The organism is Ruegeria sp. BG3 (assembly GCF_056538485.1).
Genome location: NZ_JBQFTE010000001.1, coordinates 272,935 through 288,552 on the forward strand (window position 1 = coordinate 272,935; position 15,618 = coordinate 288,552).

Sequence of the window (15,618 nt, forward strand, 5' to 3'; positions counted from 1 at the left end):
GTGGTAAACCGCCGGGCAAGCAAAAGGACATCCGAAATGAACCTGTTTTCCGAGATCCGCAGCCTTGTACTGGACGCGTTGGCGCAGATGCAGTCCGAAGGCGCTCTGCCCGAGGGGTTGAGCTTTGACAACGTGGCGGTCGAGCCGCCGCGCGATGCCGCGCATGGCGATATGGCGACCAATGCGGCGATGGTGCTGGCAAAGCCCGCGAAGATGAAGCCGCGCGACATTGCGGACGCTTTGGCGGTCAAGCTAGCCGCCGATGACCGGATCACCAGCGCAGAGGTTGCGGGGCCGGGGTTCTTAAACCTGCGTCTGGCCGCGACGGTCTGGCAGGGTGTTCTTGCGCGCGTGTTGGAGATGGGCACTGACTATGGCAGCTCGACCATGGGGCAGGGGCAGAAGGTCAACGTGGAATATGTCTCGGCCAACCCGACCGGCCCGCTGCATGTGGGTCATACGCGCGGTGCCGTTTTCGGGGACGCTCTGGCGAGCTTGCTGGCCTTTTCCGGCCATGACGTGACCCGTGAGTATTACATCAACGACGGTGGCGCGCAGGTGGATGTGTTGGCGCGCTCGGCCTACGAACGATATCGCGAGGCCAATGGCCTCAGCCCCGAGATTGCCGAGGGTCTCTATCCCGGTGACTACCTAATCCCGATCGGCGAGGCGCTGAAAGAGAAATACGGCGACAGCCTGATCGACAAGCCCGAGAGCGAATGGCTGGAAGATCTGCGCAACTTCGCCACCGACGCGATGATGGACCTGATCCGTGCTGACCTGAAGGCGCTGGGCGTTGAGATGGACGTGTTCTTCTCGGAGAAATCCCTCTACGGCACGGGCCGGATTGAGGCTGCGCTGCAGTCGCTGACCAACAAGGGACTGATCTACGAAGGCGTGCTGGAGCCGCCCAAAGGCAAAAAGCCCGAGGATTGGGAGCCGCGCGAGCAGACCCTGTTCAAATCGACCGAACATGGCGATGACGTCGACCGTCCGGTCAAGAAATCGGATGGTGCATGGACCTATTTCGCCCCGGATATTGCCTATCACTACGACAAGGTGAGCCGTGGTTTTGACGCGCTGATCGACGTGTTTGGCGCGGATCACGGTGGCTATGTCAAACGGATGAAGGCCGCTGTTTCGGCTCTGTCTGACGGCAAGGTGCCGCTGGACATCAAGCTGACCCAGCTGGTGAAGCTGTGGAAGAATGGCGAGCCGTTCAAGATGTCCAAGCGGGCCGGAAACTTTGTCACCCTGCGCGATGTGGTCGATCAGGTTGGCCCGGATGTGACCCGTTTTGTGATGCTGACCCGCAAGAACGACGCGCCTCTGGATTTCGATTTCGACAAGGTGCTGGAGCAGAGCCGCGAGAACCCCGTGTTCTACGTGCAATACGCCCATGCCCGCGTCATGAGCGTGCTGCGCCGCGCCGCTGAAGCCGAGATTGCCGCCGACGATGCGACCCTTGTGGGCGCGGATCTGGGCAAGATCGACCATGCCTCGGAACTGGCTGTGGCCAAGAAACTGGCCGAATGGCCACGCTTGGTTGAGATTGCAGCTCGCACCAACGAACCACACCGCGTCGCGTTCTATCTGTATGAGTTGGCAGGGGATTTTCATGCTCTGTGGAACAAGGGCAACGAAGAAACTCAGCTGCGCTTCATCCAGGATGGCGATGTTGCCACAAGCCAGTCGAAAATCGCATTGGCCCGTGCCGTTTCTGTTGTGATTTCAGCAGGCTTGGGTATTCTTGGCGTTACTCCGGCGCAGGAGATGCGGTAACCAATACCGCCCGAACCGCCGGTCTGAGGCAGACAAGAAATGACCCGCGCGCCTTAATTTCAGGCGCAATCGGGCGGTGAGGCGGACATGACGAGTTACGATTACTCGGGGCATCAAAGCCCCGGGCAGATGCATTACCCGAATCAATCCTATGCCGATGATGGGTATGATTACCCAGACGAAATGGCCGACCATGCCGCGCCGCGCAGCGGTTTTGGCGTTGGCAAGGCGATGAACGTGCTGGGGGCGGTCGCTTCTCTGGCGCTGGTCGCCGGAATCGGTATCTGGAGCTACAAGCTGGTGATGCGCGATGTCAGCGGCGTGCCTGTTGTCCGCGCCGCCGAAGGTCCGATGCGTATTCAGCCCGAAAATCCGGGTGGGCGCCCCGCTGATCATCAGGGTCTGGCAGTGAATGCCGTTGCTGCCGAAGGCTCGGCTGCGGCCCCTGCGGATCGTCTGATCCTGGCTCCGCGTCCGGTCTCGCTGACCGATGAGGACCTGCCCGCTGGTGAATTGAAGCCCACCCAAGCTGTCCACGTGGTCGAAGAGCCGATCTCGAACGAAGAGGCCGCGGCCCTGCGGCAGAACGCAGTGGACGCTCTGGTCGCCGAACTCGCGGGCGAGGCGGCGCTTGCCAATGATGAACAAACTGAGGATGGCGTGCAGCTGGCCTCTCTGGTGACGCCAGAGGAAGAGCCTGCGATTGACCCGGCGGATTTGGCCGCAGCCCTGCCGGACCCGGCCATTGCCGAGCTTCCGGGTGTGCGCCGCTCGTTGCGCCCGCAGACCCGTCCGGCCCGCCGTGCGGTGGTCACCGATACGTCTGAGGCGGCGATCAATGCGGCCGTCAAATCCGCCGTTGGGTTGGATGTAGACCCTGACACGCTGAGCAAAGGCACTCGTCTGGCGCAGCTTGGCGCTTTTGAAAGTGCCGATGTCGCCAAATCCGAATGGGCGCGTCTGAATGGTCAGTTCGGTGAGTATATGGATGGAAAACAGCGTGTTATCCAGAAAACCTCAAGCGGTGGTCGCACTTTCTACCGGTTGCGCGTGCTCGGCTTTGATGACCTGAGCGACTCGCGCCAGTTTTGTGCGGCACTGGTGGCGCAAGGGGCCGACTGTATCCCGGTGGCCGTCAGGTGACGTTCGGAGCCGCGATTTCTGACGCAGAAGCGCTGCGGCTGACCGATGACGAAAGGGCCTTGTTCCGTGAGATGAATCCGTTTGGGTTCATCCTTTTTGCCCGAAATATCGAAAGTGCCGATCAGGTCCGCGCCTTGTGCGACGACTTTCGTGAGGCCGTCGGACGGAATTGCCCTATCACGATTGATCAAGAAGGAGGCCGTGTTCAACGTCTGCGCGCCCCTCTGGCGCGCGAATGGATCCCGCCGCTCGATCATGCCGAACGGGCCGGAGAACAGGCTGAGCGCGCGATGTATCTGCGCTATCGCCTGATTGCGCATGAGCTCTTTGAGCTGGGGATCGACAGCAACTGCGCGCCGATGGTGGATGTCGCGCGCCCGGAAACCCACGCCTTTCTACGTAACCGCTGCTACGGCAGCGATGCAGGTAGCATCGCTCAACTGGGGCGCGCCGTTGCGCAGGGGCATTTGGATGGTGGGGTATTGCCTGTCGTCAAGCACATGCCCGGTCATGGCCGGGCCACGCTAGACACACATTTCGATCTGCCGCGCGTCGACCTGACGCTCGAAGAGCTGACGCAGACCGATTTTGCCCCGTTCAAAGCTCTGAACGACTTGCCGATGGCGATGACTGCTCATTTGGTGTTCGAACAGATCGACCCGACTCCGGCCACGATCTCGGCCCCGATGATGAAGGTCATCCGCGAGGTAATCGGCTTTGACGGGCTGGTCATGACTGATGACATCACCATGAAGGCGCTCAGCGGGTTGGTGCCCGAGCGCGCGGCACAGGCCTTGCAGGCAGGCTGTGATGTCGTATTGCACTGCAACGGCAGCTTCGCTGAGCGTCGCGATGTGCTTCAGGCCGCAGGCCAGATGAATGAGGCGGCGCAGGCCCGCGCAGATCGGGCCTTGGCCATGCGCAAAAAGCCCGCCGAACTTGACATCGAGGCCACTGAGGCTGAACTATCTGCCCTAATGGGCGGGCAGGTATATGAACGATAGTCTTTTCAGCGAAGATCCGGTTTCGGTCGCCGACCGACTGGCAGCCGAAGCGCTGATCGTTGACGTCGACGGGTTCGAGGGCCCGTTGGATGTGCTCCTGACCCTATCGCGGACGCAAAAGGTCGACCTGCGCAAGATCTCGGTCCTGGCACTGGCGCAGCAATATCTGGCTTTTGTCGAAAAGGCGCGCGCGCTGCGGATCGAACTGGCCGCAGACTATTTGGTGATGGCCGCTTGGCTGGCCTTTCTCAAATCCCGCCTCCTGCTGCCGCCTGACCCGGATGATGAGGGGCCATCGGGCGAGGAGCTCGCGGCCCACTTGGCGTTTCAGCTTGAGCGCCTGCAGGCCATGCGTGATGCCGCCGCCCGGCTGATGGCGCGCGACCAGCTAGGACGTGATTTCTTCAAGCGCGGGCAGGCCGAAGACGTCACCCGTATTCGCACCGTAACCTATTCCGCCACGCTTCTGGACCTGATGCAGGGCTATGCGCGCATCCGCACGCGCGACGAGTTCCGTCCCTTTGTAATGGACCGCGACTCGGTATTCACAATGGAGCAGGCGCTGGAACGTATGCGCCCTCTGATCGGGTTTGCCGGTGCCTGGACCGATATGGAGACCTATCTGCCAGACGGATGGGACGGTGATCCGGTGCGGCGACGCTCGGCCACGGCGGCGACTTTTGCGGCCTCGCTGGAGCTGGTGAAAGAAGGACATATGGAGATCAAGCAAAGCGATACCTTTGCCCCGATCCATCTGCGCAAAAGGACCGAGACCCGTGACTGACGCCCCCGAAGAAACCGGCACCCTGTTCGAAGCGCCCCCTCTGGCCGAGCAGGAGCGGATGGTCGAGGCGGTGCTGTTTGCCAGCGCCGCACCGGTGACGAATGCCGATCTTGAGGCGCGGATGCCACATGGTAGCAATGCCGCGCAAGCGGTTGAGTTGCTTCAGAAACGCTACGAGGGCCGCGGCGTACGCGTGGTCAAGGTGGGTGAGGCATGGGCGATCCGGACCGCCCCTGACCTTGGCTTTCTGATGCAGAAAGAAACGGTTGAGACTCGCAAACTGAGCCGCGCGGCAATCGAAACACTTGCCATCGTGGCCTATCACCAGCCTTGCACGCGGGCTGAGATCGAAGAGATTCGCGGTGTCTCCGTCTCACGCGGGACAATCGACCAACTGCTCGAGATGGAGTGGATTCGGCTGGGCCGTCGCCGCATGACGCCGGGCCGCCCGGTGACCTTTGTCGTCACACCCGAGTTTCTGGATCATTTCGGGTTGGAAAACGCTCGCGACCTACCGGGCCTCAAGGAATTGCGCGCCGCTGGCTTGTTGGAAAATCGCCCGCCGCCGGGTACTATCCCACTGGGCGAGGGGCGCGAAGACGAAGTTGACGAAGATCAGACCGAACTCTTCGAGGAAGAGTGATCAGACAGCCCTTTTACCGCCGCATGGATACCCTATCTTTAGGCGCAGGAAACGGAGTTGAGCAATGAATGCAAATCGGATCATCGACATGATCGTCCGCCAGATCACGCGCCGACTTGTCAACAAAGGGGTCGACAAAGGCTTTGATATGGCAAGCCGTATGGGCGGTTCGTCGGATTCAGGCGATGCCCAACCGAAAGGGAAACCGGGGCCGACCCAGTCGCAGAGTATCAAACAGGCCAAGCAGATGACCCGCCAGATGCGGCGGTTCATGCGGTTTTAGGTAACTGCCTTGAAGTGTTTGGACAGTTTCAGCCCCTGTCCCTGATAGTTCGAGGCAATGCCTGCACCATATAGCTGCGTGGGCATTTCAGACATCTTCTCATAGACCAAGCGCCCGACGACCTGGCCGTGTTCCAGCACGAATGGGGCCTCGTGGCAGCGGACCTCAAGCACACCGCGCGATCCGGCACCACCTGCGGCGGCATTGCCAAAGCCGGGGTCAAAGAAGCCTGCATAATGCACCCGGAATTCGCCGACCATGGCCAGATAGGGGGCCATTTCCGCCGCGTACATTGGTGGGATATGCACCGCCTCGCGACTGACGAGGATATAAAACGCGCCGGGGTCGAGGATGATGCAGCCGTCGCTCGTGCGCACCTCTTCCCAATAGTCCTGAGGGTCGTATGCGCCGATCCGGTCCAGATCAATCACGCCGGTATGCGGCTTTGCGCGGTAGCCGACCAGATCGGTGTCAGGCAATTGCAGGTCAACCGAAAAGCCCAGACCGTCCTGAATGACGGCAGGCCCATCGACCAGTGGGGATTCGGTGTGCAGGTCGGTCAATTCCGCGTCGGTCAAAACGGCCTGACCCTGACGGAATCGAATCTGGTTCAGCCGCATGCCGGGGCGCACGAGTACCGAGAAGGAGCGCGGGCAGATCTCAGCATAGAGCCGACCGGTATAGCCTGCGGGCACTCTGTCAAACTCGGTGCCGCCATCGGTGATTGTTCGCGTCAGCAGGTCCAGCCGCCCGGTTGAGCTTTTGGCATTCGCCACCGCGCTGGTCTCGGCGGGCAGGGCGAGTGATTCCATCAACGGCACCAGATAGACGCAGCCTTTCTCGAGCACGGCCCCGTCGGTGATGTCGATTCGGTGCATTTCGAACTCGGCCAAACGGTCGGCGACCGATCGCCCTTCACCTGCAAGGAACGAGGCGCGGACGCGGTAAGCCACTGTTCCCAAACGCAGATCAAGGCTGGCGGGTTGCACCTGCGCCGGGATCACGTCCGGGCTGGCACTGATCTCACCGCGTGTGATCATCGCTTCGATCTGCTGGTTTGGGCATACACCTGTCATTTCGATCCCCCCTGATGCCAGAGCGGGATCTGGCCTGTCTGCCATAAACGTCGGTGTGATTTGGTCGGGCTAGCAGGACTCGAACCTGCGACCTTCCGTCCCCCAGACGGACGCGCTACCAGGCTGCGCCATAGCCCGACGTTGGAGTGTTCATAACGGTTTTCCCAGCAGGGGCAAGAGGAAATCATTGCCTTTTTTCTATCCTGCCGCCCGTGTTTCCACCCGGTTCAACCATGCGCGCAAATCCTTTGCCAGGGGCGCGATACGGCTGAGTAGTTCATCGTCGAATTCGGACCGATTCCATGCCAGTGAAGCGATGCCTCCAACCAAAGGCGCGGCATCCAGCTCGGCTGGTTCGGCGCTTTCCTCTGGTGCCTCAGCCGCTTGCGGGGCGTCGAGCTCCATCGGGATTTGTTCGGTCTGCGGGGCAGGCTTGGTGGAAAAGGGAACAACGGTGCTGTCCGTTTCCACGACCGCAGGCTCATCCAGAGACGGCGAGAGCGCGGCGACATGGGCAACGCCCTGTTCGCGCAAAATTCGCTGTACGCCCTTGATGGTGATCCCATCCTCGTGCAGCAGCTTTTTGATACCGCCCAGCAGACGCATGTCATTAGGGCGGTAGTACCTACGCCCTCCAGCCCGTTTCACAGGCTTGACCTGGCTAAACCGGCTTTCCCAAAAGCGCAGGACATGGGCCTGTACTCCGAGCCAATCCGCAACTTCACTTATGGTGCGAAATGCGTCGGGAGATTTGCTCATGTCCGCGAGGTCCTACGGTTACTTGCGATTCCCGGCGGCGACGCGATCCTTCATCAGGTGCGACGGACGGAAAGTCAGCACGCGGCGGGGTTGAATGGGAACCTCTTCGCCGGTTTTGGGGTTGCGACCGATACGAGCGGTTTTGTCCCGAACGCTGAACGTGCCGAATGAGGAAATCTTCACCTGCTCACCGCGCACCAGCGCGTCGGACATGTGGTTCAGAACGCTTTCCACCAGCTGCGCGCTTTCGTTGCGTGATAGGCCCACCTCACGAAAGACGGCTTCACTTAGATCCATTCGGGTCAGTGTTTTGTCGCTCATACCTTTTCCCCTGTTGCTGTCAAAGCATAGGGCGGGGGCAAATTCACTGTCAATATCAATGAATTGCAGGTGGGGGCGTAAGCTGAATTGCGCCGGTTACCAGCGCAGAACAACCGCGCCCCAAGCCAGCCCGCCGCCGATGGCTTCGGTTACGATCAGATCGCCTTGCTTGATTTGCCCGCGCTGTTTGCCAACCGACAGGGCTAGAGGTATAGACGCGGCCGAGGTGTTGCCGTGATCCTGTACGGTGACCACGACGTTCTCCATCGGCAGGCCCATCTTCTTGGCGGTGCCCTGAATGATGCGGATATTGGCCTGATGCGGCACGATCCAATCCACGTCCGAGGCCGCAAGCCCGGCACGATCCAACGCGGTATTGGCGGTTTTGGCAAGCTTTTCAACGGCATGGCGGAAAACCTGATTGCCTTGCATCCGCAAATGACCGGTGGATTGCGTCGACACGCCACCATCCACATAGAGCAGGTCCTGATACCGGCCGTCCGAGTTCAAATCGGTTGCCAGAACGCCTCGGTCGTCCGACGTGCCGGTGCTTTCCTGTTCCTCAAGGATCAGGGCACCTGCGCCGTCGCCGAACAACACGCAGGTCGAGCGGTCGGTCCAGTCCATGATTCGGGAAAACGTTTCGGCCCCGATCACCAGAACGCGTTTAGCCTGACCCGAGAGGATCAGCGCGTTCGCATTGCTCAGCGCGAAAACGAATCCGGCGCAGACGGCCTGCACATCAAAGGCAAAGCCGCGCGTCATGCCAAGGCGGGCCTGAACCATCGTCGCTGCAGACGGAAAGGTCAGATCAGCGGTTGAGGTCGCAAGGACGATGGCGTCAATGTCGTCGGCTTCCAGCCCCGCATCTGCAAGGGCGGCTTGTGCGGCATTGGTCGCCAGATCTGAGGTGGTTTCGCCTTCGGCAGCAAAGTGGCGGCGTTCGATTCCGGACCGGGTTCGAATCCATTCATCCGTCGTATCCAAAGTCTGTTCAAACTCGGAATTCGGGACAACACGTTCGGGCAAATAATGTCCGACACCTACAACGACTGAACGGCCTGCCATGTTTGAGGTACTGCCTTCTTTGTTATTTTTCCGCCTGCGGCGCGGCATGCGCGGCATCTTGTGCAAGCTGGGCCGTTGATGCAACCCGTGCTGCCAATTTTTCGGCAAAACCTGATTGGGCCAGCGTGAAGGCCAGCTTGACTGCGGCTGACACTCCGGTCGCGTCCGCGCCGCCGTGGGATTTCACCACAGTTCCGTTCAGCCCCAGGAAAACGCCTCCGTTCACCCGACGCGGATCGATGCGTTTTTTCAGGCGATTCAGAGACGTGATCGCCAGCACCGATGCAAGCCGCGAGAGGGGTGTGTATTTGAAGGCTTCGCGCAGAAGATCTCCGATCAGGCTGGCCGTGCCTTCGCCAGTCTTGATCGCAACGTTTCCCGTAAACCCATCGGTCACAATGACATCTGCCTTGTCGCCGGGAATATCGCTGCCTTCGACAAAGCCCACGAAATCGAAATTCGCGGATTCGGCGAAGTCAGTAATCATGGCATGCGCTTCTTTGAGCTCTGCCCGACCTTTATGTTCCTCGGTGCCGACATTCAGAAGCCCGATACGAGGGCGCTGCAGCGCCATGCCGTTGCGCGCGTAGGAGGCTCCCATGAGCGCGTATTGCAGCAGATCCTTGGCGTCGGCGCGCACATCGGCGCCTACATCCAACATCACGTTGAACCCCTGAGGGTTGCGCGAGGGCCACAGAATCGCAATCGCCGGGCGGCTGACACCCGGCAGTTTGCGCAGACGCATCATCGACAGCGCCATCAGCGCGCCGGTGTTGCCGCAGGATACCGCGCCATGGGCATCACCCTGACGCACGGCCTCAAGCGTGGACCACATCGAGGTCTGTTTGCCGTTGCGCACAACCTGGCTAGGCTTGTCCTCCATCGTGACGACGTCTGGACAATCACGAAAATCGACGCGCCCATCAAGGACGCGCCGTTTCGCTACGAGCTTGCGCAGCTTGTCTTCCGGACCGTGCAGCAGAAACCCGATATCGGGGTTCTTCTTCGCCGATTGCGCCAAACCTGCAACAACAGCTACGGGACCATCGTCCCCCCCCATGGCATCAACGGAAATGATGATCCGTCCGGCGTGCGTGGGTTGTTCCGTCATGCGAAGGCTTGCGCTCGATCAGGCTTAGGCTGCGTCTTCGTCCAGGTCGATTTCGTCGGCCTGAGCGACGACTTCACGGTCGTCATAGTGGCCGCAGGATGCGCAAACGTGGTGCGGGCGCTTAAGCTCGCCGCAGTTCGGGCATTCGTTCGGGTTTGCAGCAACCAGAGCGTCGTGTGCGCGGCGGTTGTTGCGACGCGACTTGGAAACTTTGTTCTGTTGGACGGCCATGGTCTCAACCTTTGTCTACTGAGGGTCAGCAGAATCGCCGCCGACCGGGTTTCATATTTCGTTTATCGTGGTTTGACGCGCGTTTAGGGTACATGCCCCACGTTGTCCAACCCTAAATCCGATGAGCGCGCGAAAATACTGCGATTCTCGACATGTTCAAGCGATTTTTCTGACCGCTTGCTATGACAGGAAATCTCTGCCCTGTCACTCGTCTTTTTTCAGCGCATCGCGCAAACCTGCCAGTCCGGCGAAGGGTTTGGCATCTTCGTCCGTCATCGCCTGTTTGCCCGGCTCGGTATAGTCGGCCTGCTCCAGTTCCGCACCCTCCTTGCGAGGATAGAGGGGGAGGGCCAGCGACAGCGCCTCGATCATCACCTGGGCCGGATCAATTTCGGCGCCAAGGGCTTCGGTTTCGTCGCCTTCGGGGATTTCGAACTCTTCATCCTCGGGGTCCGCCCATTCGGCCAGAAAGGTACGAGTGACGGGGACGTCGATGCGTGTGGTTACCGGTTCCAGCGTCACGACGCAGGGTTGCACGACAGTTGCGCCCAGTTTAGCGGTCAGGACCCAGTCTTTCTTCCCTTGCGCCTCAACTTTGCCGACGAAGCTGAGCTTGCGAAGACCCAGCAGGTCAAGCGCGGCTTTGATGTCGTCCAGTTCCGTCGCGTTTGGGCGCAACTCAAAAGATGTTGGCGTGTTTTGGGGCAGGTCGGCCACCCGCAGAGATGTCTTGTTGCTCATTCGTGACCCTTTCCTGTGTTGAACCGGGGCATCGGTTTCTGTAAGCGGATAGGGGCCGTTACGGATCAAGGCAAGAGGGTGTATATGGTGATGGGTGTAAACAAGGTGAAACGAGCAGCGAAATCGCTCGTCTTTATTGCCTGTCTGGCTGCGATTGCGGCCTGTACGCCAACCTTCAAGAATCACGGCTATATTCCGCCTGCCGAAGATCTGGCCGAGATCAAAGTGGGTGTCGATACCCGCGACACCGTGGCCGAAGCCATCGGCGCGCCCGGCATTTCCGGCGTTGTGCAAGACTCGGGCTATTACTACGTCGCCTCTCGTGTGCGCTTCTATGGCCCCAAACGTCCCGAGGTCGTCTCGCGCGAGTTGGTTGCCATCAGCTTTGACCAGCGCGGCGTCGTCCGCAATATCGAGAGGTTCGGTCTGGAGGACGGAGTCGTCGTGACCCTTGAACGGCGCGTGACCGAATCCAGTATCCAGAACAACGGCTTCCTGCGTCAGCTGCTTGGTAACATCGGCAACTTCAACCCAGCTAACATTCCGGGCGCCACCAACTAAGTCACAGGACTGTCGTGTCGTCTTCACAAGGCGGTCACATCTGCCGTGATAGCAGAGCCATAAGGTTGAAATCCGGTCGGCAAGGGCGGAGGATGCGGTCATGGCTGTTTTGTTGAGCAAAGGGCGCTTTCGGGCGCGTCTGGCGCAGAGTGACGAAGATCTGGCGGCGGCGCAGGCGCTCCGAACGCGGGCGTTTGGCACCGGCGCATTGGATGCTGACGCGTTCGATCCGGTTTGCGCCCATGTTCTGGTCGAAGACCTGCAGGACGAGGGCGCTCTGGTCTGTTGTTTCCGTATGCTGACCATGGATAGTGGGGCTGAGATCGGGCGCAGCTACTCGGCGCAGTTTTACGATCTATCCAGCCTCAAGGGGTTCTCGGGCCGTATGGTCGAGATGGGGCGGTTCTGTATCCACCCCGACTGGACAGACCCGGACATCCTACGTGTGGCGTGGGGTGCAATGACGGCCTATGTGGACCAGAACGGGATCGAGATGCTGTTTGGATGTTCCTCATTCGCAGGGACCGAGACGGCCGAGTATCTGGACGCGTTCGCGATGCTCAAACACCGTCATTTGGCCCCGAAACGCTGGCTGCCGCGGGTGAAGGCTCCGGATGTGTTTCGGTTTGCGTCCAAGCTGCGTCGCAGGCCGGACGTCAAGAAAGCGATGCTGCGGATGCCGCCATTGCTGCGCACCTATCTGATGATGGGCGGCTGGGTCAGCGATCATGCGGTGGTGGATCGGCACATGAACACGTTGCACGTTTTCACCGGGTTGGAGATTGGGGCGATTCCCCCGGCCCGCAAACGGTTGCTGCGGGCGGTGGCTCGGTAACTCCGGATTTTCGACGAGAAGAAGGTGTGGGCGTTGACGCGCCAGCCCTGCCGGTTTAGCTGGCGGGCATGGCGAGAATTCCTTTGTTGCAGATGTCCGGCATTTCCCTGACCTTCGGGGGTGATCCGGTGTTTTCCGGTTTGGATCTGGTGGTCCAGCCGGGTGATCGCGTTGCGCTTGTAGGGCGCAACGGCTCGGGTAAGTCCACCTTGATGAAAGTGATGGCGGGGCTGGTTGAGGCGGATCAGGGTGAGATCGTTGTGCCTCCCGGCAAATCCGTTGGGTATATGGAGCAGGACCCGGGGATGAACGGGTTCGCGACGCTGGGCGATTATGCCTCAAGCGGGTTGGAGCCGGGCGAGCTGTACAAGGTCGAACGCGCCGGTGAGGGCTTGAAGTTCGACCCATCGCGCCCCGTTGAGACTGCCTCGGGCGGGGAACGGCGGCGGGCCGCTTTGGCCAAGCTGATGGCCGAAGCGCCAGATCTGATGTTGCTGGACGAGCCAACCAACCATCTGGACATCGAAGCCATCGCTTGGCTTGAGCGCGAATTGGGCGCGACGCGGGCCGCCTATGTGCTGATCTCTCACGACCGCGCGTTCCTGCGGGCGTTGACCCGCGCAACTCTGTGGATTGATCGCGGCATGGTGCGGCGGCAGGAACAGGGCTTTGAGGCGTTCGAAACTTGGCGCGACAAGGTATGGGAAGAGGAAGATCAGCAGCGTCACAAGTTGAATCGCCTGATCAAGTCCGAGGCGAAATGGGCGGTCGAAGGGATCAGCGCGCGGCGCAAGCGCAACCAAGGGCGGGTGCGCGCGTTGCAGGCCCTGAGGGCCGAAAAGGCGGCGCAGATCAAGCGTCAGGGCTCGGCGGCTATGTCGCTTGAGGCGGGGCCAAAGTCTGGGCGCAAGGTGATCGAGGCCAAAGCCTTGTCCAAAGCCTATGGCGACAAGCAGATCGTGCGCGGCTTTGATCTATTGGCGCAGCGCGGCGATCGCGTTGCCTTTGTTGGGCCGAACGGGGTCGGTAAAACCACTCTGTTGAAGATGCTGCTGGGGCAGGAGGCTCCGGATGAGGGCTCTGTAACCCTTGGCACCAATCTCGAAATCGCGGTGTTTGACCAGACCCGCGCGCAGTTGGACCCCGAGATGAGCCTGTGGGACAGCCTGACCGGCGACCCCGAAATGCGCGTGTCGGGCAAGGCCGATCAGGTCATGGTTGGCGGGCAGCCCAAGCATGTTGTGGGATACCTCAAAGAGTTTCTGTTCGATGAACGCCAGGCAAGAGCAGCTGTTAAGTCCCTGTCCGGCGGAGAAAAAGCGCGTTTGCTGTTGGCGAAGCTGATGGCGAAACCGTCGAACCTGCTGGTGCTGGACGAACCGACCAACGATCTGGATGTGGAAACTCTGGACCTGCTGCAAGAGCTGTTGGACGACTATGACGGCACGGTTCTGCTGGTCAGCCACGACCGGGACTTTCTGGACCGCGTTGCCACCACAACCATCGCGATGGAGGGCAATGGCCGCGCGACCGTCTATGCGGGCGGGTGGTCGGACTATATCGCTCAGCGGGGTGATCTTGCCCCTAAGAAAGAAGAGAAAACAAAATCTTCCAAGCCAAAGGTGAAGCAGGAAGCCAAGCCAAAGTCTGGCCTCTCTTTCTCTGAAAAGCACCGGCTAGAGAAGCTCCCGGCCGAGATTGCGCGGCTGGAAGCCGAGATTGCCAAGCTGGAAGAGCTGATGGCGGACCCCGATCTGTTCACGCGCGAGCCGGTCAAATTCCAGAAAGCCACCGAAGCGCTGGTCGAACGACAGGAGAAACTGTCGGCCTCCGAGGAAGAGTGGCTGATGCTGGAGGAAAAGGCAGAAGGCGGGTAGTAAAAGACCCGAAACTCAGTTTCCTCAGACTTTCAAGGTCGTCTTCCTCAGACTTTCAAGGTCGTCCTATGCGCGTCCCCGGATCGGGCGTGCAGGGTTGCCAACGATGGTTTCATCGGGTGCGACCGATTTGGTCACGACACTGCCCGCGCCGATAATGGCCCGGTCACCGATTGAGACACCAGGCAGGATTATAGCGCCGCCGCCAATCCAAACATTCTCTCCAATCGTGACCGGATGCGCGATTTCAAGACCGTCTGCGCGCAGGGAGGGGTCCTTTGCGTGTTCGGCGCAGTAGATCTGGACGTTAGGGCCCAGCATTGTGTCGCTGCCGATCCTTACCGGCGCGGTATCCAATACGGTACAGCCCGCGTTAAAATAGACGCGATCGCCCAGAGAGAGGTTGAATCCATAGGCGCAATGAAACGGGGCTTCGATGAAGCACTTATGCCCGGTTTCGGCCAAAAGCGCACGCAGCTCGGGCGCGATCGGGCCGCGATCATCGGGTCGGCATATGTTGTGGGCGTAAACGGCGCGACGGGCGGTCTGGCGCAAGTCTTCCAGTTCCGGATCGAGGCAGGTGTACCACGCACCCGCCGCCATTTTCTGCCGTTCACTCATGTCCTTAGGGTTAGCGCATCCGCAGCGCCCCGTCGATGCGTATGACCTCTCCGTTGAGGTAGCCCATCTCGACGATGAAGGCGGCGAGGCGTCCGTATTCCTTCGGGTCTCCCAAACGGGGTGGGTTTGGAACGTCGGCAGCCAATTGGGCCTGCACCTCTTCCGGCAGACCGGCCAGCATCGGCGTCATGAAGATGCCGGGGGCGATGGTCATTACGCGGATACCGGTTGAGGCCAGGTCGCGCGCCATGGGTAGGGTCATGCCGACAACGCCGCCTTTTGAGGCCGCATACGCCGCCTGACCCTTTTGCCCGTCGAACGCCGCGATAGATGCGGTGTTGATGATGACTCCGCGGGCCCCGTCTGTGTCGGGGTCATTCAAGGCCATTTGGGCCGCGGCCAGACGGGCCACGTTGAAACTGCCCACCAGATTGATGTCGATGGTGCGCTGGAACGCGTCCAGAGGGTGCGGGCCGTCACGTCCAACGGTTTTGATACCGTCCGCAATACCGGCGCAATTCACGGCAGCAGTGATCTTACCCATTTTGTCCGTGGCCAGCCCAACCGCTGCTGCGACCGAGGCTTCTTGGGCTACATCGGTCTCAGTGAAATGCCCTCCGATCTCGGCGGCGACCTTCGCGCCTCGGTCGGCATCGCAATCCAGTAGCGTGACCTGAGCGCCTTGCGCGGCAAAGTACCTGGCGGTGGCTTCGCCCAAACCGGACGCACCGCCGGTGATGATGGCTGCGGTATCGGACAGGTTCATGATGGGCCTCCT

The 15,618-nt window shown here is 60.4% G+C and carries 18 protein-coding genes and 1 tRNA gene; 9 read left to right on the top strand and 10 right to left on the bottom strand.

The window, feature by feature from the left end:
• The first annotated feature begins 36 nt into the window (after positions 1–36).
• The 6 genes from argS (at position 37) to ACR0AI_RS01390 (ending at position 5,639) form a co-directional block, all read left to right on the top strand.
• Complete coding sequence (gene argS / locus ACR0AI_RS01365; protein ID WP_480671219.1) at positions 37–1,782, top strand: arginine--tRNA ligase; 1,746 nt, start codon at positions 37–39, stop codon at positions 1,780–1,782.
• Between the two features lie 87 nt (positions 1,783–1,869).
• Positions 1,870–2,925, top strand: coding sequence for an SPOR domain-containing protein (locus tag ACR0AI_RS01370; protein WP_480671216.1), 1,056 nt, complete (start codon positions 1,870–1,872; stop codon positions 2,923–2,925).
• A complete protein-coding gene (gene nagZ, locus ACR0AI_RS01375) occupies positions 2,922–3,929 on the top strand; it encodes a beta-N-acetylhexosaminidase (RefSeq protein ID WP_480671214.1) in 1,008 nt (335 codons plus the stop codon). Before ACR0AI_RS01370 ends, nagZ begins: the two co-directional genes overlap by 4 nt.
• Positions 3,919–4,713, top strand: coding sequence for a segregation and condensation protein A (locus ACR0AI_RS01380; RefSeq protein WP_170688808.1), 795 nt, complete (start codon positions 3,919–3,921; stop codon positions 4,711–4,713). Before nagZ ends, ACR0AI_RS01380 begins: the two co-directional genes overlap by 11 nt.
• On the top strand, positions 4,706–5,356 hold the full coding sequence (gene scpB, locus ACR0AI_RS01385) for an SMC-Scp complex subunit ScpB (protein WP_480671212.1): 651 nt from the start codon (positions 4,706–4,708) through the stop codon (positions 5,354–5,356). Before ACR0AI_RS01380 ends, scpB begins: the two co-directional genes overlap by 8 nt.
• Positions 5,357–5,420: 64 nt before the next feature.
• Positions 5,421–5,639, top strand: a complete 219-nt coding sequence (locus ACR0AI_RS01390; protein WP_480671210.1) for a hypothetical protein — start codon at positions 5,421–5,423, stop codon at positions 5,637–5,639.
• On the opposite strand, the gene ACR0AI_RS01395 is transcribed toward ACR0AI_RS01390, so the two are convergent.
• From ACR0AI_RS01395 to ACR0AI_RS01430, 8 genes are all read right to left on the bottom strand, one after another.
• Positions 5,636–6,715: a 2'-deoxycytidine 5'-triphosphate deaminase gene (locus ACR0AI_RS01395; RefSeq protein WP_480671208.1), complete on the bottom strand. Its 1,080-nt coding sequence runs from the start codon at positions 6,713–6,715 to the stop codon at positions 5,636–5,638. The two genes, ACR0AI_RS01390 and ACR0AI_RS01395, sit on opposite strands and share 4 nt — an antisense overlap.
• A gap of 61 nt (positions 6,716–6,776) precedes the next feature.
• A tRNA-Pro gene (locus ACR0AI_RS01400) sits at positions 6,777–6,853 on the bottom strand.
• 60 nt (positions 6,854–6,913) lie between these two features.
• Entirely contained in the window at positions 6,914–7,474 is a 561-nt protein-coding gene (locus tag ACR0AI_RS01405; protein ID WP_480671206.1) for a MerR family transcriptional regulator, read from the bottom strand.
• 18 nt (positions 7,475–7,492) lie between these two features.
• Positions 7,493–7,795, bottom strand: a complete 303-nt coding sequence (ihfA, locus tag ACR0AI_RS01410) for an integration host factor subunit alpha (protein WP_037316145.1) — start codon at positions 7,793–7,795, stop codon at positions 7,493–7,495.
• 96 nt (positions 7,796–7,891) lie between these two features.
• A complete protein-coding gene (locus tag ACR0AI_RS01415; RefSeq protein WP_480671204.1) occupies positions 7,892–8,863 on the bottom strand; it encodes a beta-ketoacyl-ACP synthase III in 972 nt (323 codons plus the stop codon).
• 22 nt (positions 8,864–8,885) lie between these two features.
• Entirely contained in the window at positions 8,886–9,974 is a 1,089-nt protein-coding gene (gene plsX / locus ACR0AI_RS01420) for a phosphate acyltransferase PlsX (protein ID WP_170548168.1), read from the bottom strand.
• 24 nt (positions 9,975–9,998) lie between these two features.
• Entirely contained in the window at positions 9,999–10,205 is a 207-nt protein-coding gene (rpmF, locus tag ACR0AI_RS01425) for a 50S ribosomal protein L32 (RefSeq protein WP_008756996.1), read from the bottom strand.
• Between the two features lie 204 nt (positions 10,206–10,409).
• The gene (locus ACR0AI_RS01430) at positions 10,410–10,946 is read right to left on the bottom strand and encodes a YceD family protein (RefSeq protein WP_480671202.1); all 537 of its coding nucleotides are present in this window, start codon (positions 10,944–10,946) and stop codon (positions 10,410–10,412) included.
• Positions 10,947–11,030: 84 nt separating this feature from the next.
• On the opposite strand from ACR0AI_RS01430, the gene ACR0AI_RS01435 reads away from it, so the two are divergent.
• The 3 genes from ACR0AI_RS01435 to ACR0AI_RS01445 all read left to right on the top strand — a co-directional run bounded on the left by ACR0AI_RS01435 (position 11,031) and on the right by ACR0AI_RS01445 (position 14,219).
• On the top strand, positions 11,031–11,507 hold the full coding sequence (locus ACR0AI_RS01435; RefSeq protein ID WP_170641953.1) for an outer membrane protein assembly factor BamE domain-containing protein: 477 nt from the start codon (positions 11,031–11,033) through the stop codon (positions 11,505–11,507).
• A 100-nt stretch (positions 11,508–11,607) separates the two neighbouring features.
• Complete coding sequence (locus ACR0AI_RS01440; protein ID WP_480538193.1) at positions 11,608–12,342, top strand: GNAT family N-acetyltransferase; 735 nt, start codon at positions 11,608–11,610, stop codon at positions 12,340–12,342.
• A gap of 68 nt (positions 12,343–12,410) precedes the next feature.
• Positions 12,411–14,219, top strand: coding sequence for an ABC-F family ATP-binding cassette domain-containing protein (locus ACR0AI_RS01445; RefSeq protein ID WP_480671200.1), 1,809 nt, complete (start codon positions 12,411–12,413; stop codon positions 14,217–14,219).
• 66 nt (positions 14,220–14,285) lie between these two features.
• Here the strand turns inward: ACR0AI_RS01445 and ACR0AI_RS01450 are convergent, their stop codons facing one another.
• Both ACR0AI_RS01450 and ACR0AI_RS01455 read right to left on the bottom strand, forming a co-directional pair.
• Positions 14,286–14,840 (bottom strand): sugar O-acetyltransferase, encoded by a 555-nt coding sequence (locus ACR0AI_RS01450; RefSeq protein WP_480671198.1) that lies wholly within the window; start codon positions 14,838–14,840, stop codon positions 14,286–14,288.
• 10 nt (positions 14,841–14,850) lie between these two features.
• A complete protein-coding gene (locus tag ACR0AI_RS01455; RefSeq protein WP_419738124.1) occupies positions 14,851–15,606 on the bottom strand; it encodes an SDR family NAD(P)-dependent oxidoreductase in 756 nt (251 codons plus the stop codon).
• Positions 15,607–15,618 lie beyond the last annotated feature (12 nt).